Raw genomic sequence first — 21,611 nt, 5'->3', positions numbered from 1 at the left:
CGACGCACGCCTAAATAAGCAACACTGGTGTTGTGAAAAACGCCGGGGCACCCTATGACGCCGTGCAGACGCACGACGGCAGGACCCGGCATGCCGTCGCACGGCTGCTGCTGGAGCAGGGGCCGGTGACCGCGGCGGCGGTGGCCGAGGAGCTGGGCATCAGCCCCACGGCCGTGCGCAGGCACATCGACGCGCTGGTCGCGGACGGTGAGGCGGAGTTCCGGGAGGCGTCGGCGCGCATGCAGCGCGGCCGCGGCCGTCCCGCGAAGCTCTTCCTGCTCACCGACGCCGGTCGGGCCCGCTTCGGGCACGCGTACGACGACCTCGCGGTAGCAGCCCTCAGGTTCCTCGCCGAACAGGGCGGGGACGAGGCGATCACGGCGTTCGCACAGCGCCGCGTCGACTCGCTGGTCGACCGGCACCGGGCGGCGATCGTGGCGCAGGCCACTCCCGCCGACCGGGCGAAGGCCCTTGCGACCGCTCTGACCAGGGAGGGCTACGCTGCGTCGGCACGCCACGTAGGGGCCGGCGAGCAGCTCTGCCAGCACCACTGCCCGGTCGCTCACGTGGCGGCCGAGTTCCCTCAGCTGTGTGAGACCGAGACCAAGGCCTTCGCGGACCTGTTCGGTACTCACGTCCAGCGCCTCGCGACGATCGCACAGGGCCACGCCGTGTGCACGACGCACATCCCGAACAAAGCACCACGGATCCCGAATGATGGAGGGGAGCCCGCATGACTGCCGCTGCCGAGCAGCGCACGCCCACCACGGTGCAGTCTCCGCTCACGCAGGAAGAGACGATTGCCAGTCTTGGCAATTACGAGTTCGGCTGGGCCGACTCGGACGTCGCCGGCGCGAGCGCTCGCCGAGGCCTCAACGAGGATGTCGTCCGCGACATCTCGGCGAAGAAGAGCGAGCCCGAGTGGATGCTCGACTACCGGCTGAAGGCGCTGAAGCTCTTCGACCTGAAGCCGATGCCGAACTGGGGTGCCGACCTCTCCGGGATCAACTTCGACTCGATCAAGTACTTCGTGCGGTCGACGGAGAAGCAGGCCCAGAGCTGGGAAGACCTGCCCGAGGACATCAAGAACACGTACGACAAGCTCGGCATCCCCGAGGCGGAGAAGCAGCGCCTCGTCGCGGGTGTCGCGGCCCAGTACGAGTCCGAGGTCGTCTACCACAAGATCCGTGAGGACCTCGAGGAACAGGGCGTCATCTTCCTCGACACCGACACCGGTCTGAAGGAGCACCCGGAGCTCTTCAAGGAGTACTTCGGCTCCGTCATCCCCGCCGGTGACAACAAGTTCTCCGCGCTGAACTCGGCCGTGTGGTCCGGCGGCTCGTTCATCTACGTGCCGAAGGGCGTGCACGTCGAGATCCCGCTGCAGGCCTACTTCCGGATCAACACCGAGAACATGGGCCAGTTCGAGCGCACGCTGATCATCGTCGACGAGGGTGCCTACGTGCACTACGTCGAGGGCTGCACCGCGCCGATCTACTCGTCGGACTCGCTGCACTCCGCGGTCGTCGAGATCATCGTGAAGAAGGGCGGCCGCTGCCGCTACACGACCATCCAGAACTGGTCGAACAACGTCTACAACCTGGTCACCAAGCGCGCCAAGGCCGAAGAGGGCGCGACCATGGAGTGGATCGACGGCAACATCGGTTCCAAGGTGACCATGAAGTACCCGGCCGTCTTCCTGATGGGCGAGCACGCCAAGGGCGAGGTCCTCTCGATCGCGTTCGCGGGCGAGGGCCAGCACCAGGACGCGGGCGCCAAGATGGTGCACCTCGCGCCGCACACGTCGTCGACGATCATCTCCAAGTCGGTGGCCCGCGGTGGCGGTCGCACCTCGTACCGCGGTCTCGTTCAGGTGAACAAGCGGGCGCACCACTCGAAGTCCACGGTGAAGTGCGACGCGCTGCTGGTCGACACCATCAGCCGCTCGGACACCTACCCGTACGTCGACGTCCGCGAGGACGACGTCTCGATGGGTCACGAGGCCACGGTCTCGAAGGTCTCCGAGGACCAGCTGTTCTACCTGATGTCGCGCGGCCTCAACGAGGACGAGGCCATGGCGATGATCGTGCGCGGGTTCGTCGAGCCCATCGCGCGCGAGCTCCCCATGGAGTACGCCCTCGAACTGAACCGCCTGATCGAGCTGCAGATGGAAGGGGCCGTCGGCTGACATGGCGACCGACACCCAGCAACACGGTTTGACCGCCCACTCGCACGGCGCCGGTGTGCCTGTGGCCTCCCGGGCGGCTCACTTCACCTCGTACGACGTCGAGGCCTTCGAGGTCCCCGGCGGCCGCGAGGAGATCTGGCGCTTCACGCCGATGAAGCGCCTCGCGGACCTGCACAAGGGTGCCGCCGCAACGGGTTCGGCCACCGTTGAGGTCTCCGCCGCGGAGGGCGTGACCGTCGAGACGGTCGCGAAGAGCGACGAGCGCATCGGCAAGGCCGGTGTTCCGGGCGACCGGATCGCGGCGCAGGCGTACGCGTCCTTCGTGGACGCTACCGTCGTGACGCTGCCGAAGGACGCGCGCGTCGAGCCGACGACCGTCACGATCACCGGGCCCGGCGAGGGCAAGGTCGCGTACGGCCACCTGCAGGTGCACGCGCAGCAGTTCGCCGAGGGCGTCGTGGTGATCGACCACCGCGGTTCCGGCGCGTACGCGGACAACATCGAGTTCGTCGTCGCGGACGGCGCGCACCTCACCGTCGTCGCGATCCACGACTGGGCCGACGACGCGGTGCACGTGACGCACCACCACGCGAAGCTCGGCCGCGACGCGACGTTCCGGCACACCGTGGTCACCCTGGGCGGCGACGTCGTCCGCGTGACGCCGGTCGTGACCTACGCGGGCCGCGGCGGCGACGCCGAGCTCGTCGGCCTGTACTTCGCCGACGCCGGCCAGCACTTCGAGCACCGGCCGTTCATCGACCACGCCGTGCCGAACTGCCGCAGCAACGTCGTCTACAAGGGCGCGCTGCAGGGCGAGGGCGCGCACACCGTGTGGATCGGCGACGTGCTGATCCGGGCGGCGGCCGAGGGCACCGAGACGTTCGAGCTCAACCGCAACCTGGTGCTCACCGACGGCGCGCGCGCCGACTCGGTGCCGAACCTGGAGATCGAGACCGGCGAGATCGAGGGCGCGGGCCACGCCAGCGCCACCGGCCGGTTCGACGACGAGCAGCTGTTCTACCTGCAGGCTCGCGGCATCCCGGAGGACCAGGCACGCCGTCTGGTCGTCCGCGGCTTCTTCCAGGAGCTGATCGCGAAGATCTCCGTGCCCGAGGTGCGCGAACGCCTGGAGGCCGCGATCGAGGCGGAGCTCGAGGCGGTCGGGGCGTGACCGTGCCTTTGACGAGGGTGTGTGCAGTGTCTGACCTGGACGACAGCAAGCCGTTCCTGGCCGAGGTCGACGACACCGCCGTCGTCCTCGTCCGGGTCGGTGAGCGGGTGCACGCACTGGCGGACGAATGCTCACACGCGGCGATCTCGCTCAGCGAGGGCGAGGTCTCCCGCAAGGGGATCGAGTGCTACCTGCACGGGTCGTGCTTCGACCTGGAGACCGGCAAGCCTTCGTCGTTCCCCGCGACCGAACCCGTCGACGTCTACGCCGTCGACATCCGTGACGGCGACGTGTTCGTCGACGTCACCGTCACCACGAACTGACTTTTCGCAAGCACCAGGAGATACAGGTAGTCATGGCCACGCTCGAGATCAAGGACCTGCACGTCTCGGTCAACGCCGAGGATGCCCAGAAGGAGATCCTCAAGGGCGTCGACCTGACGATCAAGGCCGGCGAGACGCACGCCATCATGGGCCCCAACGGCTCCGGCAAGTCCACGCTGTCCTACGCCATCGCGGGTCACCCGAAGTACGAGATCACCTCCGGCTCCGTCACCCTCGACGGTGAGGACGTGCTGGAGATGAGCGTGGACGAGCGCGCTCGCGCCGGCCTGTTCCTCGCCATGCAGTACCCGGTCGAGGTGCCCGGCGTCTCGATGTCGAACTTCCTGCGCACCGCCGCGACCGCCGTGCGCGGCGAGGCCCCGGCCCTGCGCCACTGGGTCAAGGAGGTCAAGGGCGCGATGGCCGACCTCGACATCGACCCGGCGTTCGCCGAGCGTTCGGTGAACGAGGGCTTCTCCGGCGGTGAGAAGAAGCGCCACGAGATCCTGCAGCTGGCGCTGCTCAAGCCGAAGATCGCGATCCTGGACGAGACCGACTCCGGTCTGGACGTCGACGCGCTGCGCGTCGTGTCCGAGGGCGTCAACCGCTACAAGGAGTCCGGCGACGTCGGCGTCATGCTGATCACGCACTACACCCGGATCCTGCGCCACATCACCCCGGACTTCGTGCACGTCTTCGCGGGCGGCCGCATCGTCGAGTCCGGTGGCAAGGAGCTGGCCGACCAGCTTGAGGCCGAGGGTTACGTGAAGTACACCGGCAAGCAGGAAGCAGCTTCGCTGTCCTGACGTTGCATCGAGTGTGAGGAGAGGAGGCGCTGTGACGACCACCGCAGCTCCACTGGACGTCGCCGCACTGCGGGCTGACTTCCCGATCCTGTCGCGCACCGTGCGCGACGGGAAGCACTTGGTGTACTTGGACTCCGGCGCCACCTCGCAACGCCCGGCGCAGGTGCTCGACGCGGAACGCACGTTCCTCGAGCAGCACAACGCGGCCGTGCACCGCGGTGCGCACCAGCTGGCCGAGGAGGCCACGGACGCGTACGAGTCCGCCCGCGCGCGGATCGCGGACTTCATCGGCGTGTCGTTCGACGAGGTCGTGTTCACCAAGAACGCGACCGAGGGCATCAACCTGGTCGCCTACGCCATGGGCAACGCGGCCACGTTCGGCCCGTCGGCTTCCAGGTTCGCGCTCGGTCCCGGTGACGAGATCGTCATCACCGAGATGGAGCACCACGCGAACCTCGTGCCGTGGCAGCAGCTCGCGCAGCGCACCGGCGCCACTCTTCGTTGGTTCGGCGTGACTCCGGAGGGCAGGCTCGACCTGTCCGACGTTGACACGCTGATCAACTCGAAGACCAAGGTCGTCGCGTTCACGCACCAGTCCAACGTGCTCGGCACCATCAACCCGGTTGCCTCGCTCGTTTCGGCGGCTCAGCGGGTGGGTGCGTTGACGGTGCTGGACGCGTGCCAGTCCGTACCGCACTTCCCGGTGGACTTCCACGCGCTGGGCGTGGACTTCGCGGTGTTCAGCGGCCACAAGATGCTCGGCCCGTCCGGCATCGGCGTCCTTTATGGACGGCGTGAGCTGCTGGAGACGCTGCCCCCGTTCCTCACCGGCGGCTCGATGATCGAGCTGGTGAAGATGGAGGGCTCGACGTTCGCCCCGCCGCCGCAGCGGTTCGAGGCCGGTGTCCCGATGACGTCGCAGGCCATCGGCCTCGGCGCCGCCGTGGACTACCTGCGGGTCGTCGGCATGGAGCGGATCGCCGCGCACGAGCACGCCCTGACCGCCGCGGCTTTGTCCGGTCTGGCTGGGATCTCCGGTGTTCGCATCATCGGTCCCGCCGATCTGGTGGACCGTGGCGGCGCGGTGTCGTTCGTGATCGACGGCGTGCACCCGCACGACGCCGGCCAGGTGCTGGACAGCCTGGGCATCGCCGTGCGTGTCGGTCACCACTGCGCTTGGCCGTTGCATCGGGCGTTGGGCGTTCCGGCTTCGGTGCGTGCGTCGTTCTACCTCTACAACACTTTGGACGAGGTGGACGCGCTGGTCGCCGGTGTGCGTGAGGCGCAGAAGTTCTTCGGAGTCGCGTGATGCAGTTGCAGCAGATGTACCAGGAGATCATCCTGGACCACTACAAGAATCCCCACGGCCGCGGCCTGCGGGCGCCTTTCGATGCCGAGTCGTTTCAGGTCAACCCGACCTGTGGCGATGAGGTGACGTTGCGCGTGCACGTCGTGGACGGCGTGGTCGAGGACGTGTCGTACGAGGGCCAGGGCTGCTCGATCAGCCAGGCCTCGACGTCCGTGTTGACCGACCTCGTCGTGGGTAAGCCGGTGGATGAGGCTTTCGCCAAGATGGACGCCTTCGTCGAGCTCATGCAAGGCCGCGGCCAGATCGAGCCCGACGAGGACGTGCTGGAGGACGGCATCGCGTTCGCCGGTGTCGCCAAGTATCCGGCTCGCGTGAAGTGCGCGCTGCTGGGGTGGATGGCGTTCAAGGACGCGGTTTCTAGGAGCGCGGCATGAGTACTTCTGAAGAGGTTGTGCGCGGCGTCGAGGGCATGCCCGATGTCGAGCCCAAGGCCGACGTCGCCGCGCTGGACGACGTCGAAGAGGCCATGCGCGACGTCGTGGACCCCGAGCTCGGCATCAACGTCGTTGACCTCGGTCTCGTCTACGACATCCGCGTCGACAACGACAACGTGGCCACGATCGACATGACGCTGACGTCCGCGGCGTGCCCGCTGACCGATGTGATCGAGGACCAGACGCGTGCCGCTCTGACGGGCGGGCCCGGCGGTGGGATCGTGTCTGACTTCCGGATCAACTGGGTCTGGATGCCGCCGTGGGGTCCGGACAAGATCACTGATGACGGGCGCGACCAGCTGCGCGCCCTCGGCTTCACGGTGTAGCCAGCACGCCGAGCGTGACGAGGCCGGCGACCTTGAGCACTTCCATGGCGACATACGCCAGGTGAGCTCGAGATCGCCGGCCTTCGCCGTTTCCGGCGAGCACCGCGTTCGACCGGCGGCCCAGCCACGTCTTCACGCCGCCGACCTGCACGACGAACAGTGCCACCACCGCGATAACCCATCCGGTCGTGGGCGGGCGCGTCACGATGGCCGTCATGATCAGCGCGGCCGCCAGCACCGCCTCGATGATGTTCAACGCGCGGAACACGATCCGCCCGATGCCCAGTCCGATTTGGACGGTCACGCCGGACGCGCGGAACTTCAGTGGCGCCTCGACGAACGAGATCGCCAGCACCATCCCCAGCCAGACGAACGCCAACGCAGCGATCACCTCAGGTACGCCCTGCACGCGTTGCCCTCGGCGAACGGCACCAGCCGCTCCGCCGTGACGGGCGAGCCGAGCTCGGCCAGCGCGCCTCGGATCAGCCCGAGGTGCATCGGGCACACCACCTCTCGGTTGTGCTCCGCCAGTTCCAGGAACGGGCAGTGCCGCAGGCGGATTCCGTCCACTACGGGTTCGGGCGCGAAACCGATGCGGTCCAGCAGTTCGACCACGCGGCCGGTCGCATCCACCTGCTGTCCTGGCGCCGGCCGCTCGACCAGGTGGTGCCCCCACGACTCACCGATTTTCTCGGCGCGTCGTGGAGTCACTGTGCCCAGCAGCATCTCCGCCAGTAGCCGGTACTCGCGCAGGCCGCCGCGTGCCATCACCGGGCGCAGCGCATACGTCGTGGGAGGCCTGCCGCGTCCGGACGACGTGCCCGGCACAGCGGAGATCAACTCCTCGGACATCAGCGCGTCCAGGTGGAACCTTGCGGTGTTCGGGTGGATGCCGATGGCGGACGCGATCTCAGCCAGAGTGCGCGGACCGTCGCGCAGTACAGCCAGCACCTCGTCCCTTCGGCCCATGCGAGCAGTATTACACGAATCTCACTCGTGGAAATAGTTAGAATGCGGGGTATGGGAGCCATGGTGGACTGGCGGCTGACGGAGCCCGGCAGGCAGTTGGACGCCAACCTCGTGCGCCTGTCGCCGGAACACCGGATCGAGCCGCACGTCGAGCCGGACCTTGACGTGCTGATCGTGGTCGTCGAGGGGGATGGCACTGCACACGCCGACGACGTCGAACACTCGTTGGAGCCAGGTGCTTTGGTGTGGCTGCCTCGGGGGACTCGCCGCTCGCTGCACGCCGGGCCGCGCGGGCTCGGGTATCTCACCCTGCACCAGCGCCGGCCCGGCATGTGGATCAAGCGGCGTTAGTCGGCACCTGTCATGGCACCACCACCGGGCAGGGGGTCGCGCCGCTCGTTGTGCACGTGATGCGGCCGGTGATCGCCGGGGACACCGGCGTGGTCGCGGCGACATGGTCGGCCAGCACCTGGTCCATGATCTCCCGCGTGGTCACGCGGCTGGCGAAGTTCGGGTAGCCGTCGCCACCCGTCGACATGAAGTCGTTCTCCGCCAACGTGTACGTGGAACCCGCCGTGAGATCGACCGGCGCACCGGTGCACGAACCGTCGGCGGCCGAGCGCACCGCGGACACCACGCGTGAACCGGCGGGCGCCGAGATGTCGTAGGTGAAGCAGAGCCCGGACACCTCGGGGAAGCGCCCGGCGACGGCCGGCATCTGCGAGACCCCGTTCTCCAGCATGGTCTTCAGCTCGGCCCCGTTCAGGGTCAGCGTCGCCACGACGTTGCCGAACGGCAGCACGCCGAGCACCTGGCCGCGGGTGATCGGGTACGGCGGCGGGACGAACGCCGGGCAGAAGTCGCTCGGGTTGTCCGTCGTCGGGCACGTCAGGTCGGCGCGCAGGCCGCCGGAGTTCGTGACGGCGAAGTCCGTGCCGTACTTGACCCGCATGGCGTCGGTGACGAGGTTGCCCACCAGCGACTCGCAGGTGCGGCCCTGGGCGTTGCCGCACGCGTCCGCGCGCGGGATCACGCGCGTCGAGTTGCCGATCACCGTGCCGAGGATCGGGGCCAGCTGGGCGTTCAGGTCGTTGATGCGGGCCTGGATCGCCGCGTCGGGCGTGACGCCGATGTCCCACGGCTTGTGGAAGTCGGCGGTCTTGTAGACGACCTTCTTGGCGTTCGTGTCGACGACGAGCCGCACGCGCGTGAACCGGAGGCCCTTGCTGCGGTTCTCCGTCACGAGTACGCCGTTCGACCTCGTGGAGACGACCTGGAAGTCCGTGTGGTCACCGAGCACGGCGTCCACATTGGACACGTTGTCGGCGAGGTTCACCACGGGGCCGGTCGGGTTGGTCAGCGTCCCGGCCGTGGCGCCGAGGTGGCCGAGCGCCACGATCGCGTTGACACCACGGGCCTTCAGGCGCGCGGCCTCGGCGTTGACCGCCGCCGTGGAGTTGGTCAGCTGGAACGGGGCGATGGCGCCGGGGCTGGTGAGCTCGAGCAGGTCGTCGTTGGAGAACCCGATGACGCCGAGCTTCACACCGCCGAAGATGTCCACGACGGCCGACGGCGCCCACTCGGGTGGCGTCTTTCCGTTCGCGTCCACGATGTTGGCGGACAGGTACTTGAACTGTGCCAACGGGACGAGGGTCTGCCGCAGGTACGTCTGACCCTTGTCGAAGTTGTGGTTGCCCAGTCCGTCGAAGGTGAAGCCCATGGCGTTCATCAGCTCGATGGTCGGTTTGTCACCGAAGAACGCGGAGATCGGCGGCGTGGCACCCACCGAGTCGCCGCCGGCGACGGTGATCGAGCCGTTCGTGGACTCGGCGCGGTAGACGTCGAACCACGTCTTGAGGAACGCCGCGCCGCCGGTGCCGAACTGCGGGTCCGTGCCGCCCGGCACTGTGTCGGCCGCCTCGGACAGCGGCACGAGCTGGCCGTGGTAGTCGCTGATGTTCAACAGCGTCAGCTCTTTCAGCGCGCCGGGCTGTGGCAGCAGCGAGTACAGGATGCGGCCGCGCGCGTTCTGCGGGGCGGGGACGCCGAGCAGCAGCGCCATGGTCGGTGCGAGGTCGATCGCGCGAACGCCGGCCAGCGGGTTCTGCTTGCGGATGCCCGGTCCGGCCGCGACGAACGTCGCGTGCATGTTCACGCTGTGCGCCAGGTCGACGAGGTCCGGCAGGTAACCGTGCTGGCCGAAGAACTGGCTGAACGCGACCACCTGACCGGGTGTCGCCCCGTCGAACTGGTACGGCGGCCGCGTCACGACGACCACGTCACCGGACCGCGACGGGTGCAGCGAGTCGGAGCCGTCGACGTTGCGCAGCTCCTCCTTCTTCATCACCTTCAGCACGACCTGCTTGCCGTTGTGTGTCAACCCGTTGAAGGCGTTGATGATCTGCGTGCGCACGGCCTCGTAGTCCGCCGCGGGCACCACGCCGCCGGGATCTCGGCCTGCCACTGAGATGTAGATCTGCGCTGTGCCACCGGCATAGCAGGCCTTGGCCTTCGTCACGCCGGACGAGCCGACGCGGCAGTTGCCCGACTGCTCGACGCCCTGCAAGCCCGCGTCAAGAAGGACCTTGCCCGCGTTGAGCGCGTACCACTGGGGCGCGAAACCGTGGTCGCTGCCGGCGAACGTGGTCGGGTTGCCGCCCATCAACGCGCGGGCGCGCGCGAGTTTCGCGTCGGCCTCGTGGTAGGCCGAGCGGATGTAGCCCTCGCGGGCCGCGACGCGGTTGTCCTTGACGCCGTCGCCGTTGACGTCGTCGTAGTACGGGTTCGCGACGCCGTCCATGTCGGTCGGAACGGTCAGCCCGAGGAACTGGTGCGAGAACTCGTCGGTCACCGGGTAGCCGACCTGCGCCAGCTGCGTGTCCGGCTGCAGCGTGCCGAGGATGTAGTCGAGCGTCGCGTCGCCGTAGGCCTTCTCCAGATCAAGGCCCTGCTGGACGTAGGTGTCCTCGTCGATGATCCGCGCCTCGAGCGGGGCGAAGTCCGCGGCGACCGCGGTCGGCACGTTCTCCGCGAGGTACTTCTCCAGGCGGTCCTCCCCGGCGCCACCGGCGGGCAACGCGTTGCACGCCGCCGTCGAGCACGTGGCGATCAGGCGCTCGACCGAGGTGAAGTACAGCTTGAACGACGACAGGTCCGGCGCGAGGGTGATCAGCTTGGTGTAGAAGCCCGCCGCCTGGCCCGCCCGCGCGCCGATCAGGCCGTTCGCGCCGCGCAGCTTGATCTCCTTGAAGTCGCCCTGCGTCAACGACACCGCCTGCGCGCCGTCCTTGCCAGCGCTCGCCGGAGTCAGCAGCACCCGGTCGTAGGCCGCCGTGCCGTCGGCGTTCGAGTCGAAGACGTACACGTCGTAGGTGCGGGTCGGGTTCTGGGCGGCGAACGTCGTGTTGATGGTCAGGCTCGTCTGTTGCGGTGGCGCGGCGGGGTCACCGGTGGGAACGTTCGTCCAGCCGCTCGCCGGGGCGAACGCCGCCACCTGGTACGACAGGCCGAACGCGGCGGCACCCGCCTGCTCGTCCGGCACGGTCGGCGCGGTCAGCACGCCACGGGTGGAGAAGAAGTTGGCGAAGTCCACGGTCGGGCCCGCGATCTTCGCGGCCACGCCGCCCACCCAGTCGACCTGCGCGACCTTCTTGCCCGCCCGCTCGGCGCTGGCGGCCAGCGTGTCCGCCTGCAGCACCCCGGCGCCGGAGAACGACGTGCGGTTGTTGAAGTTCGACTCGCCGACGCGGTGGAAGGTGTTGTTCGTCGACCCGTGCTCACCGGGGTAGGTGCCGGTCGCCATGGTGTACCAGCCGACGCCCGTGTTCGGCGGGAACGCCTGGACCATGCCGTTGACACCCTTGGTGCCATCACGCATCAGCTTCGCGTACGTGGGCATCGCGCCCGCCGCCGCGTACTGGTCGACGAGGTCCGGCCGCATCCCGTCGGATGCGAAGAACACCGCCCGCGTGGCCGCTCCGGCCACCGGAGCGGCCGTGGCGGTGACCGGTGGGGACACGACCGCCAGCGGAAGGGCGGCGGCCAGGACGAGGATTCGGGTGCGGCGCATGGCAATCTCCCGGTGCCTGCCCCGACCCGATGGAATCGTAGGTCCGTCCGCCCGTCCTTCCTACGGCCGAATGACCCTAAGAGCTCGCGCAAGTGCGATGAGGGGACCCTTCACGGCGGTCAGCGCTCGCAAAGGTCCCCTCATGGCACTTCAACGGTTCAGGCGTAGACCCGTTCCACGAACTCCGCCAGCTGGTCCTCGGTGAGGTGCTTGGCCAGGTCGGCCTCGGACACCATCCCGACCAGGCGGTGGTTCTCGATCACCGGCAGGCGCCGGATCTGGTGCGACTCCATGGTCTGCAGCACGTGGTTCACGTCGTCGTCGGCGTCGACCCAGTGCACGTGACCGCCCAGCTCACCGGCCTTCGTCCGGGAGCAGTCGAGTCCCTCCGCCACGCAGCGGATGACGATGTCGCGGTCGGTGATGATGCCCTTCAGGCGGTCGTCGTTGCCGCAGATCGGCAGCGAGCCGACGCCCAGGTCGCGCATCATTCGCGCGGCCTCCAGCAGGCTCATGTCCTCGCCGATGCACTGAACACCGGGATGCATGATTTCGCGCGCTTTGGTCACAGCTGGCCTCCTTTCCGCTTGCCGCGTTTCAGCATGCTCCCGGTCAGAGCGCCGCGCCGTCTGATGGACTGAAAGGGCTAAAGCCTCTAGACCGTCTGCTGGGAAATGCTACTCTCAGTGGTGTAGCGGTTACTCAGCTGATATAGGGGGCCAGCTCATGGAGATCAACGAGCTGTTATCAGACATGGTGGCCGATCCGTGGGGCGACGTCACGCCGTCTGTGTACGAGACGGCGCGTGTCGTCGCGAAAGCACCCTGGCTGGCGGGACACGCCGAGCGGATCCGGTACCTCGAACGGGCACAGCACGCCGACGGCACCTGGGGTGGGCCGGGGGAGTACGCGCTGGTCCCGACGTTGAGCGCGGTGGCGGCGTTGCCGCACAACGAGAAGGGACGAAGAGCGCTCGACCGGCTCCTCGGCCTGCCGTTGCCGGACACCGTGGCGGTCGAGCTCATCGTGCCCGCGCTGTGCCGCGAGCTCGGGATCCCGGCGGACACGACGGTGCTCGACCACATCGCGAGCCGGCCGTTGCCCGCGAAGCTGTGGCACACACTGGAGATCTTCGGTGGTGACCGGCCCGAGGTCGTGCCCGTGGACGGTGCCGTGGCGTGTTCACCGGCCGCTACGGCAACCTGGTTGCGACAACCTCGACCAAGTCCGAGCCTCGACTACCTGAACGCCGTGCAGGCGAAGTACGGCGGACCCGTGCCGGTCGGCGTGCCGGTGCCGTTGTTCGAGCGCGCCTGGGTGCTCACCGCGTTGAAGAACGCCGGGATCCCGGCGCCCGCGCTCGATCTGCTCATCACCGACGAGGGGGCCTGCGCCGGACCGGGGCTGCCGCCGGACGCCGACGACACGGCCACCGCGCTGTTCGCGCTCGACCGGACCGACACCGCGGTGCTCGACCGGTACCGCACGGGCCGGCACTTCGGTTGCTTCCCGGACGAACGCACGCCGTCGACGAGCACCAACGCGCACGTGCTGCAGGCGTTGAAACACGATCCGCTGCTCGAGGAGTGGATCAGGGACACGCAGAGCCCGGAGGGCTTCTGGGTCGACAAGTGGCACGCTTCGCCTTACTACGCAACGGTTTGCTGCGTCACGGCGCTGCACGGTGACGACCGTGCCGCGGACTGGGTCGAACGCACGCAGCGGCCCGACGGCTCGTGGGGCCGCTGGGAGGGCACGTACGAGGAGACCGCGTACGCGATCCAGATCCTGGTGCGCTCCAACAGGTTCAGCCCCGCCATCGCGCTCGGCTGCCGGTTCCTCACCGAGTGGGGCGACCGCGAGCATCCGCCGCTGTGGCACGACAAGGATCTCTACACACCGACCCGGATCGTGCACGCGGAAGGCATGGCCGCGCTGCACGAATCCTGTTGCGGGGTGGCGGGATGAACCGTCAGGAGCTGCGGCTCGCCCTCCGGATGATCCCGTTCCTCGACGAGCAGGACGGGAACACCGACGGCGTGCTGCGGCTCCGCGACGACCGGTGGCTCGTGTGGCACCCGGACGTGATCTCGTGGCTGTGGCGTCGCGACCGCGAGCTCGGTCATCCCAAGAGCCGCACGCTGAGTCCGTTGCTGGGCAACGGATCCCTGCTCTGGATGGACGGACCATCGCACGCCGCGTACCGCAGGATCATCGTGCCCGCGCTGCGCGGCCGGCTGCACGAGGCCACGATTCGCGAGCTCGTCGACCGCACCGTCGCCGAGCTGAGACCCGGCGATCGCGTCGGCCTCGCCGCGTGGACCCGCAAGCTGACCCTGCGGGTCGTCGGGCGCATCCTGCTCGGCACCGACGACGAGGTGCTGCTGACCGCGTTCACCAACTGGCTCGACCGCAGACTGGGCAACCGGATGCGCACGCTCGCACACCGGTTCCTCGGCGGGGGAGCGCCACGGTTCGACGACGAGCTCGACCGGATGTTGTTGCAGCGGGCCAGAACCGCCGAACCACCCGCGCTCGCCGCCCTGCTGCCCGAAGAAGGTCTGCGCGACCAGCTCGTGTCGCTGCTCTTCGCCGGACACGAGACCACCGCGAGCGCCACGGCGTGGACCGTCTACTGGCTCGACCGCAATCCCGAGCTGGTCGAGCAGATCCAGGCCGGCGAGGAGGAACTTCTCACCGCCACGATCATGGAGTCGCTGCGGCTCTGCCCGCCCGCGACGCTCGCGGGCAACCGCGTCACCTCAGACGGCGTCGTGCTCTCGCCGAGCATCTACCTCGCGCACCGCCGCCCGGAGTTCGACGATCCGAAGTCGTTCAATCCCAAGAGGTTCCTTAAAGGGAAGCCGCCGAACAACCGGTTCTTCCCGTTCGGCGGGGGAGTGCGGCACTGCCCCGGCATGGACCTCGCCCTGCTGGAGATCCGGCTCATCGTCACCGCGCTGCTGGCCCGAAGACGTGTCGTCTGCGTGCCGCCGCCCCGCAGCTGTGAGCCGCAACTGAGAGGAGCAGCGATGGCCCCGCCGCCGGGACTCTCGATGGTGACCACATGCCGCCCCTGATCAGAGTGCACCGGCTGGAGCACCCGTTCGGCCTGCACTACATCGTGTGCGCGACGTGGGGCGCGTGCTACGGGCTCCGGTTCGACCTGATCGTCGTGCTGGCGATCGTCGCGAACTTCATCGTGATCGTCTCCGGCAACCCGCTCAACGCACTGGCCGACGTCCGCAACGACCGTGCCACGCACGACAAGCGCCACATCGCCGACGCCGTCCGGGAGATCGGCACGTACCGGCTGGGCGTGCTCGTCGCGCTGGAAATGATCATCGCGCTGGCCATCGCGACCGTCGTGAGCTGGAAGGCCGCGACCGGAATCGCCCTGATCATCCTGGTGTACCTGGCGTACAACGTCGAACCCCTGCGCCTCAAACGCCGCGGCTACCTCGGTCCCGTGTCGATGAGCATCACGAACTGGCTGTTGCCCTCCGTGATCGCCTACGGCGCCGCCGGGGGACAACCGGACCCCGCCGTGTGGCTGGTGTTCGCCGGTGCGTGCATCCTCGCGTCGGCCCGCGCGGTGTGGTGGGCCGTTCCGGACCGCACGGCCGACGCGCGGGTCGGCGCGCTGACACCGGTGGTGCTGCACGGCAGGCGGCACGCGCTGATGGTCACGGCCCGCATCACCGTCGCGGGCCTGCTGCTGCTCGGCGGCGGCCTGTGGTTGCGATACGGCGGCGCGTGGGCGGTGGCCGGCGTCGTCGCCAGCGCGACTTTCCTGCTCGCGACGGAACTCCCGACAACAAGCCTGATGCGCCGCTACGGCATGACGCTGGTCATCTGCTCGACCGTGGTCGTCGCGTCGATTCCCATGCTGGCCTAGTGGCGTGGCACGCAACGTTGCCGTGGGAATTCGCGGTCAGGTGGACGCATCGGGGTGCCGGCCCCGCGTCCTCATCCTGGTTGGCTGTGGGCGTGGGGCCGGTGCCGCGAGGTGTCCCGCTGAGCGTGAATTCACCGCCAACGTTGCGTGTCACGCCACTAGAACTTGCGGCCGACCCCGCCGAAGCCCTCGAAGTTCTCCGGGTTGCGGTCCTGGTCCTCGGAGAGGTCCGGGTGCCACATCGGGATCGGCACGACACCGGGCGTCAGCACGTCCAGGCCGGCGAAGAACACCTCGACCTGCTTGCGGAAGCGGAAGGTGAACTGCGGCACGGATTCCGGGTACATCGCCGTGTACAACGTCGGCGCGGACAGCAGGAACGGGTCCTGGCACGAGTGCGAGATCGCGAGGTAGCTCTCGGGCACGAACGCGTCGAGGTACCTCGAGATCACCCCGGCCGGGTCCGCGGAGTCCGGGACGAAGTGCAGCACGTCGATCAGCAGCAGCGCGACCGGCTGCGACAGGTCGAGGACCGTCGTGGAGGCGAGCACGTTCTCCACGTCGCAGAGGTCGGCGCACAGAACCTCGGCCCGCGGATTGTCCGCAACGACCTCGCGGCCCTCCATCACCACCGCGGGATCGATCTCCACGTACGCGACGTTCGCCTCCGGCGCGATCTCGTGCACGTAGCCCGCGGTCGGCAGGCCCGAACCGAGGTCCAGGAACTGCCGCACACCGGCCTGGGTGAGCTTGGTGACCACCCGGCGCAGGAACGACCGGTGTGTCCGCACCAGGTAAGGCAGATTGGGTGCGACGGCGACGAAGTGGTCGGCGAGTGCCTGGTCCGCCTCGGTGTTGTGCGAACCACCGAGCCAGTAATCACGCACTCGGGCGGTGTTCGGTCGCTCCGGACCGTTCACGCCGGGAGCCCAGATGGGAGTGGCCACGGTGGAGTAAGTACACCAGTGGCCGGGCGACCTCGACGGCGCACAGGCAAGTACACACGATCGGGTGACACTTCACTCGATCGTTTGGGCCGCCAAGAATTTCACCACGTCATCCAATCGGCCCCTCCGAGCGAACACCCGGCGTTGCCGCGCGGCACCGGAACCGTGCAGCAGCAACCGGTCCACGCCGTCGCTGACCAGCTCGTAGTCGCCGGCGAGCTCCAGCGCCGGCCGGATCGCGCGCACCAGTGACGCCACAACTGTGGGTGCCGGAGTCGGCGCACCGGTCATCGGGTCCAGGCCGAAACCCTCCAGACCGTCGCGCGCGGCCCGCCACATCGCGACCCGCAACAGGTGCTGCGGCACCGGTATCGCGTCGACCGGTGAGGTCAGCGCGGTGGAAGCGATCCCCCGGACCAGCGCGGCGATCAGCACGGCCTCCTCGACCGTCGCCGCCACGTCGCACACCCGCAGCTCCAGCGTCGGGTGCCGCGCGGACAACCTGGCGTCCCAGTACAACATCCCGCGGTCCATGGCCGCGCCGCTCGCGACGATCTCGTCGCGCGCCGCGAAGTACTCGGCGGCGGACTCGAACAGCGGCGGCGGGCCGGCCGAGGGCCAGCGGCTCCACACCATGTACCGCCAGCTCGCATAGCCGGTGTCGCCATCGGTCCAGTAAGGCGAGTTCGCCGTCAACGCCAGCAACGCCGGCAGCCACGGGCGCATGTGGTTGCTGACCACGACCTTCGACTCGTCGTCCGGCAGCCCGACGTGCACATGGCAGCCGCAGATGGCCATGTCGTTGGTGAGGGCGCCCATCTCCTGCGACATCCGGTGATAACGCGCGGAGCTCGTCAACGGCGTCGGCGTCGTCATGCCGAGCACCGGTGTGCCCGCCGCGACGAGCGCGGCGCCATACCGGGCCGCCCGCTCGGACAGCGTCCGGCGCGCGGCCGTCAGCTCGTCGTGCAGCTCGGTCATCCCCATGCACACGCCGCTCACCGACTCGACCTGGAACTGCGCGATCTCCGGCTGCAGGCACTGGTCGGCGTCCTCCAGCACGTCCGCCGCGCGGTTCACCAGGTGCCCGGTCGCCGAGTCGACCAGGACGAACTCCTCCTCGACGCCAACGGAGAGCACGCCGTCGACGCTCGTCCGCTGGGCCGGGACGGATTGGGTTGGGCTGCTGACCTTCACGCGAGCCTCCTGTGCGCTGAGTAGCCAGCTCGATGCTATGAGTGAGCAGCAGGAGCGGACAGGAGGCGATTGGGTTGAACTTGTTAACTCACCGCGCGCTGCGCCACTCCTCGCAGGACATCGCGTCGTTCCGTACCCGGACGGCCCATCACCCAGCTCGAGCCGGCGAGGGACTTCGCGTGCTCCTTCACCGGAGCGAGTAGACGGGACAGCTCGTGGTACGACCCGACCGAGCCTGCCGCACAGATCAGCGTAGCCAGCGAAACCGTCACCGCCATCCCCTCTGCCGTGTATGGCTTGTCGAGCAACCGGGCCGACAGCGGCACCGTTTCGTCAAGCCCCGCAACGATGAGGAAGTCGTCGCCGCCCACGTGACCCACCTGCACGCCGGGGAACCGCGCCGCGACGTCCGACAGGTCTCGCCCGATGGCGCGGATCAGGTCGTCACCCGCCGCGAACCCGACGGTGTCGTTGACCTTCTTGAAGCCGTCCACGTCGAGCCACGACACGGCGAAGATCTCCTGCCGGGCGATCCGCCCCTCCACCTCACCCGCCAGCGACTCGCTGCCGGGCAACCGGGTGAGGGGACTCAACGCGGCGGCCTGCTCGACCTTCAGCTCCGCCACACCGCGAACGACGTCCGCGACACGCACGATGCCCATGCACCGGTCCGCGTTGTCCACCACGATGAGGTCGTCCGTCGTGCGCTCGCGGTTGGCGTGCGCGACGACGTCCAGCAGCTCCAGCGCGCTCGCGTCGGGCCCGATCAGGTGCGGCTTGTCCGCGAGCCGTGCGGCCTCCCGTTTGGCGTGCAACGCGTGCCCGTACGGCCCGGTGACGGCGAGCAGGAACCGGTTGCGGTCCACCGACCAGCGCGGCCGGCCCTCCTCGTCCACCAGCACCACGCCGGTGATCCCCGGCTGCGACGCGAGCACCTCGCGCACCTCGTCGGACGTCGCATGCTCGGGCAGCGTCGTGGCGGGGTGCAGGAAGTCAGTGATGCGTGGTCCCCGGTTACGCCGGATCTCGCCGGTGTTCGTCACCGCCTCCGGCGCGATCCGCGCGTTGATCGCGGGCCGGCGCGACGCGGGCGCGAGCATGTTGCCCTGCGCCAGCCCGACCCCGAGCCGGCGCAGGCTGCTGAGCTGCGTCTCGGTCTCCACACCCTCGGCCACCACGAGGCCGCCGGTGTGCTCCCCGAGGTGCACCAGCGAGCGCACCAGGGCACAGCGCGCCGGATCGTCGGCGAGCGTGGTGACGACGTCCCGATCGAGCTTCACGAAGTCCGGGTGAGACTCCGCCAGCAGCGACAACGGCACGTCACCCTCGCCGATCTCGTCGAGCGCGATGCGGAACCCGTTGTTGCGCAACGTTTGCAGGCCCTGCAACAGCCTCCGCCTGCCGACCCGCGTGTACGGGGCGTTGACCTCGATGACCACCGACGACGGGTCGCGCCGGGTGTCGCGCAGCGCCCCGTAGAGCGGGCCCATCAGTTCGGGCTTGTCCGCGATCGTCAGCGCCAGCAGGTTGAGGTGCAGCGGGAGGAGGATGTCGAAGTCCGCGGCCTGGCGCAGTGCGCGGCAGGCGAGTCCTACGTCGGTGTTCGCCAGAAATCCCGCCCGGTGGGCGGTTCGCAGTAGATCCTGCACGCTGCCGTCGTGCGGGCGGGCCAGTGCCTCGACCGCGACGACGCCCCCGGTGTTGAGGTTGAACAGCGGCTGGAAGGCGAAGCGAACGTCATCCAGCAATGCGGGCACGGTCTCAGATGGTGCCGTCCCGAACGAGTTTTGTTTAGGGCGTTCACCAGGTGTTCATGAGTTTGGCGCGCAGCCGCCACGGGGCGGCGCGGAACAGTTCGTACATCGCCGTCGTGGTGCCTTTGACGTCGTCCCGGCCGCTCAGGTAGGCCAGCTGCAGGTCCGGCGGCAGACGGAAGAAAAGCTCGAAGAACTCCCGGGTCTCGGCGGCGTCCATTCTCAGCAACGCCTCCAGACCTTTTCGCCTGAGCTGGTGCACCAGTTTGGCGGAGGGCGGCCACAGCAGGTGTTGCGCGGCCATCCGCGCCGCGCGCGGGCTCGCGGGCAGGGCGTCGGCGAACGCGGCCGCAACGCGCGGGGCGAGGCTGAGCGCCGTCGCGACGCTGTAGCCCGTCGCCGGGTGCACGAACCCCGCCCGCGAGCCGAACGAGAGTCGTCGGCTTCTGGGGACGTCGAGGGGAAAGCGAACCCGCTCTTCCAGGGTGCTCTCCGGCGTGACCCGCTGGTGCAGTCGTTTGCGGAGCTCGCTCAGCGGCATCCCCGGCCGGCGCGCGAGGGACGTCTCCTCCTTCAGTACCCGGCCGTTGCCCAGCGGAACGGTGTAGAGGAACGTGTCGCCATTGCGCCAGTCCATCAGTGTCGTTTCGGTCTCGTCCGACGTGATGACGGTGCCGACCGCGGTCTGTTCGGCGTTGCTCGGGGAGGTGCGGGTGCCGCGGGCGTCAACGAAAAGGGCGGTGGCGAGCCGGCGGCCGTCGGTCAGCTGGACGGTCGTGCCGTGTGGACCGTCCACGTGCTCGGCGACCTTTCCCCTGTATCGGGTGATGGTGTCGGGAAGCTTCCGCAGGGACGTGTTGTCCAGGACGACGTAGGTGCGGTCGATCCGGTGTTCCTCGATGGCGATGGCTCGGACGGTCGTGCTGCGGGACGTCGTCGGTGTGTCTTCGGGGAGCTCGTCCTCCCACGCCGCGTACGTCGCGGTCCACACCTGGTCCGGGTTCGGGTCGACCACAGCCGTGGTGAGCCCTCTGGTCACGCACGCCCGCGCGAGGGCGCGACCCGCCGGGCCACTTCCCGCGATCAGCACATCGGTCACGGCATCCATGATTGTCTTGCTCCCGTGGTCAAGACATATCGGTACGGACTGCTTCGCCGGGTGGGCAACGCCGTCATCGGCCGGGCGGTGTCGTGGGGGATCGCGCCGTCCATCTACGTGCTGTTGACCGTGCCCGGTCGCAGGAGCGGGCTGCCGCGGACGACTCCGATCCGGGTGCTGCGGTTCGCGGGCGAGGAGTGGCTCGTCGCTCCTTATGGGGTCCGGGACTGGGTGCGCAACGTCCGGGCCGCTGGCGCTGTGACGCTGCGGAACGGCCGGCATGTGCGAAACGCGCAGGTCGTGGAGGTGTCCGCTCTCGAGGCGGGGCCGGTGTTGCGCGCGTACGTCGCCGCCGAACCGGTCACGCGGCCCTTCTTCGAAGCTCGTCATGGTGATCCGGACCACTTGTTCGCCGCCGAAGCCGCGTTTCACCCCGTGTTTCGACTGGAAAAGCCCAGGTAGACGTGTTTCCGACCCCCCGATTTGGAGCTGGAAACACCCTCGTGTAAGTTTCTCTCTGCCAGCGCGGAACGGGCCGAAACAAATCGGAACGGAGTGCGGCAACACAAAGCCTCGGAAGTAAGTCTCCTAAGGGAGATGAGCTGCGGTGAGCGCGTGTTCTTTGAGAACTCAACAGCGTGCCGAAACACAGCCAGTAATATGAAACCCCTCGTCAGGGGTTTCCTTTGAGTAATGATTGCTAGAACCAGACCTATTCCGTCTGGTGTGATCAAACTAAGTCCTTATTGGAGAGTTTGATCCTGGCTCAGGACGAACGCTGGCGGCGTGCTTAACACATGCAAGTCGAGCGGTAAGGCCCTTCGGGGTACACGAGCGGCGAACGGGTGAGTAACACGTGGGTAACCTGCCCTGTACTCTGGGATAAGCCCGGGAAACTGGGTCTAATACCGGATACGACCTTCTATCGCATGATGGAGGGTGGAAAGTTCCGGCGGTATGGGATGGACCCGCGGCCTATCAGCTTGTTGGTGGGGTAATGGCCTACCAAGGCGACGACGGGTAGCCGGCCTGAGAGGGTGACCGGCCACACTGGGACTGAG

21 protein-coding genes and 1 rRNA gene are annotated in these 21,611 nt (G+C 68.3%); 14 read left to right on the top strand and 8 right to left on the bottom strand.

All coding sequences use genetic code 11. The annotated features are described in order from the left end of the window. Positions 1-32 precede the first annotated feature (32 nt). The 8 genes from QSK35_RS04435 to QSK35_RS04400 are packed head-to-tail and all read left to right on the top strand — an operon-like array spanning position 33 to position 6,617. Complete coding sequence (locus tag QSK35_RS04435; RefSeq protein ID WP_502881623.1) at positions 33-737, top strand: helix-turn-helix transcriptional regulator; 705 nt, start codon at positions 33-35, stop codon at positions 735-737. Next, a complete protein-coding gene (sufB, locus tag QSK35_RS04430) occupies positions 734-2,188 on the top strand; it encodes a Fe-S cluster assembly protein SufB (RefSeq protein WP_285742564.1) in 1,455 nt (484 codons plus the stop codon). Before QSK35_RS04435 ends, sufB begins: the two co-directional genes overlap by 4 nt. A gap of 1 nt (position 2,189) precedes the next feature. Beyond that, positions 2,190-3,359 carry a Fe-S cluster assembly protein SufD gene (gene sufD, locus QSK35_RS04425; RefSeq protein ID WP_285742561.1) on the top strand — a complete coding sequence of 390 codons (1,170 nt, stop codon included), beginning with the start codon at positions 2,190-2,192 and terminating at the stop codon, positions 3,357-3,359. Next, a complete protein-coding gene (locus QSK35_RS04420) occupies positions 3,356-3,682 on the top strand; it encodes a non-heme iron oxygenase ferredoxin subunit (protein ID WP_352243219.1) in 327 nt (108 codons plus the stop codon). Before sufD ends, QSK35_RS04420 begins: the two co-directional genes overlap by 4 nt. 32 nt (positions 3,683-3,714) lie before the next feature. Further along, positions 3,715-4,488, top strand: coding sequence for a Fe-S cluster assembly ATPase SufC (gene sufC, locus QSK35_RS04415; RefSeq protein ID WP_285742560.1), 774 nt, complete (start codon positions 3,715-3,717; stop codon positions 4,486-4,488). 31 nt (positions 4,489-4,519) lie between these two features. Next, positions 4,520-5,797 (top strand): cysteine desulfurase, encoded by a 1,278-nt coding sequence (locus QSK35_RS04410; RefSeq protein ID WP_285742558.1) that lies wholly within the window; start codon positions 4,520-4,522, stop codon positions 5,795-5,797. Beyond that, positions 5,797-6,231: a Fe-S cluster assembly sulfur transfer protein SufU gene (gene sufU, locus QSK35_RS04405; RefSeq protein ID WP_285742556.1), complete on the top strand. Its 435-nt coding sequence runs from the start codon at positions 5,797-5,799 to the stop codon at positions 6,229-6,231. The genes QSK35_RS04410 and sufU overlap by 1 nt, the downstream gene beginning before the upstream one ends. After that, positions 6,228-6,617 carry a metal-sulfur cluster assembly factor gene (locus tag QSK35_RS04400; protein WP_285742554.1) on the top strand — a complete coding sequence of 130 codons (390 nt, stop codon included), beginning with the start codon at positions 6,228-6,230 and terminating at the stop codon, positions 6,615-6,617. The genes sufU and QSK35_RS04400 overlap by 4 nt, the downstream gene beginning before the upstream one ends. On the opposite strand, the gene QSK35_RS04395 is transcribed toward QSK35_RS04400, so the two are convergent. Further along, the gene (locus QSK35_RS04395; RefSeq protein ID WP_352243216.1) at positions 6,607-7,008 is read right to left on the bottom strand and encodes a hypothetical protein; all 402 of its coding nucleotides are present in this window, start codon (positions 7,006-7,008) and stop codon (positions 6,607-6,609) included. The two genes, QSK35_RS04400 and QSK35_RS04395, sit on opposite strands and share 11 nt — an antisense overlap. Continuing rightward, entirely contained in the window at positions 7,005-7,586 is a 582-nt protein-coding gene (locus tag QSK35_RS04390; RefSeq protein WP_285742552.1) for a helix-turn-helix transcriptional regulator, read from the bottom strand. Before QSK35_RS04390 ends, QSK35_RS04395 begins: the two co-directional genes overlap by 4 nt. A gap of 51 nt (positions 7,587-7,637) precedes the next feature. On the opposite strand from QSK35_RS04390, the gene QSK35_RS04385 reads away from it, so the two are divergent. Then, positions 7,638-7,937, top strand: coding sequence for a cupin domain-containing protein (locus tag QSK35_RS04385; protein ID WP_285742550.1), 300 nt, complete (start codon positions 7,638-7,640; stop codon positions 7,935-7,937). Positions 7,938-7,947: 10 nt separating this feature from the next. Here QSK35_RS04385 and QSK35_RS04380 read toward each other — a convergent pair whose 3' ends face one another. Together QSK35_RS04380 and QSK35_RS04375 are read right to left on the bottom strand one after the other, a co-directional pair. Continuing rightward, positions 7,948-11,655 carry a 5'-nucleotidase C-terminal domain-containing protein gene (locus tag QSK35_RS04380; RefSeq protein ID WP_285742548.1) on the bottom strand — a complete coding sequence of 1,236 codons (3,708 nt, stop codon included), beginning with the start codon at positions 11,653-11,655 and terminating at the stop codon, positions 7,948-7,950. 158 nt (positions 11,656-11,813) lie between these two features. Further along, positions 11,814-12,224: a CBS domain-containing protein gene (locus QSK35_RS04375; RefSeq protein ID WP_285742547.1), complete on the bottom strand. Its 411-nt coding sequence runs from the start codon at positions 12,222-12,224 to the stop codon at positions 11,814-11,816. Positions 12,225-12,381: 157 nt separating this feature from the next. On the opposite strand from QSK35_RS04375, the gene QSK35_RS04370 reads away from it, so the two are divergent. The 3 genes from QSK35_RS04370 to QSK35_RS04360 are packed head-to-tail and all read left to right on the top strand — an operon-like array spanning position 12,382 to position 15,553. Continuing rightward, positions 12,382-13,623, top strand: a complete 1,242-nt coding sequence (locus QSK35_RS04370; RefSeq protein WP_285742545.1) for a prenyltransferase/squalene oxidase repeat-containing protein — start codon at positions 12,382-12,384, stop codon at positions 13,621-13,623. Beyond that, positions 13,620-14,735, top strand: a complete 1,116-nt coding sequence (locus QSK35_RS04365) for a cytochrome P450 (protein WP_285742543.1) — start codon at positions 13,620-13,622, stop codon at positions 14,733-14,735. The genes QSK35_RS04370 and QSK35_RS04365 overlap by 4 nt, the downstream gene beginning before the upstream one ends. Beyond that, on the top strand, positions 14,723-15,553 hold the full coding sequence (locus tag QSK35_RS04360) for a UbiA prenyltransferase family protein (RefSeq protein WP_285742542.1): 831 nt from the start codon (positions 14,723-14,725) through the stop codon (positions 15,551-15,553). The genes QSK35_RS04365 and QSK35_RS04360 overlap by 13 nt, the downstream gene beginning before the upstream one ends. A gap of 158 nt (positions 15,554-15,711) precedes the next feature. Here QSK35_RS04360 and QSK35_RS04355 read toward each other — a convergent pair whose 3' ends face one another. The 4 genes from QSK35_RS04355 to QSK35_RS04340 form a co-directional block, all read right to left on the bottom strand. Then, a complete protein-coding gene (locus QSK35_RS04355) occupies positions 15,712-16,500 on the bottom strand; it encodes an SAM-dependent methyltransferase (protein WP_285742540.1) in 789 nt (262 codons plus the stop codon). Between the two features lie 72 nt (positions 16,501-16,572). Beyond that, positions 16,573-17,697: a carboxylate-amine ligase gene (locus QSK35_RS04350; protein WP_285742539.1), complete on the bottom strand. Its 1,125-nt coding sequence runs from the start codon at positions 17,695-17,697 to the stop codon at positions 16,573-16,575. Between the two features lie 83 nt (positions 17,698-17,780). Continuing rightward, positions 17,781-19,454 (bottom strand): GGDEF domain-containing protein, encoded by a 1,674-nt coding sequence (locus tag QSK35_RS04345; protein ID WP_285742538.1) that lies wholly within the window; start codon positions 19,452-19,454, stop codon positions 17,781-17,783. Positions 19,455-19,497: 43 nt separating this feature from the next. Continuing rightward, the gene (locus QSK35_RS04340) at positions 19,498-20,550 is read right to left on the bottom strand and encodes a lycopene cyclase family protein (protein WP_285742536.1); all 1,053 of its coding nucleotides are present in this window, start codon (positions 20,548-20,550) and stop codon (positions 19,498-19,500) included. Positions 20,551-20,574: 24 nt separating this feature from the next. On the opposite strand from QSK35_RS04340, the gene QSK35_RS04335 reads away from it, so the two are divergent. Together QSK35_RS04335 and QSK35_RS04330 are read left to right on the top strand one after the other, a co-directional pair. Continuing rightward, positions 20,575-21,012 (top strand): nitroreductase family deazaflavin-dependent oxidoreductase, encoded by a 438-nt coding sequence (locus QSK35_RS04335; RefSeq protein ID WP_285742534.1) that lies wholly within the window; start codon positions 20,575-20,577, stop codon positions 21,010-21,012. A 281-nt stretch (positions 21,013-21,293) separates the two neighbouring features. After that, a 16S ribosomal RNA gene (locus QSK35_RS04330) occupies positions 21,294-21,611 on the top strand; the annotation flags it as partial.

The sequence above is a fragment of the Lentzea sp. NBRC 105346 genome, from assembly GCF_030269605.1.
In the GTDB taxonomy this organism is placed as follows: domain Bacteria; phylum Actinomycetota; class Actinomycetes; order Mycobacteriales; family Pseudonocardiaceae; genus Lentzea.
The sequence above is the reverse complement of the archived record's forward strand: the minus strand, read 5'-3'. Positions and strand labels throughout refer to the sequence as shown.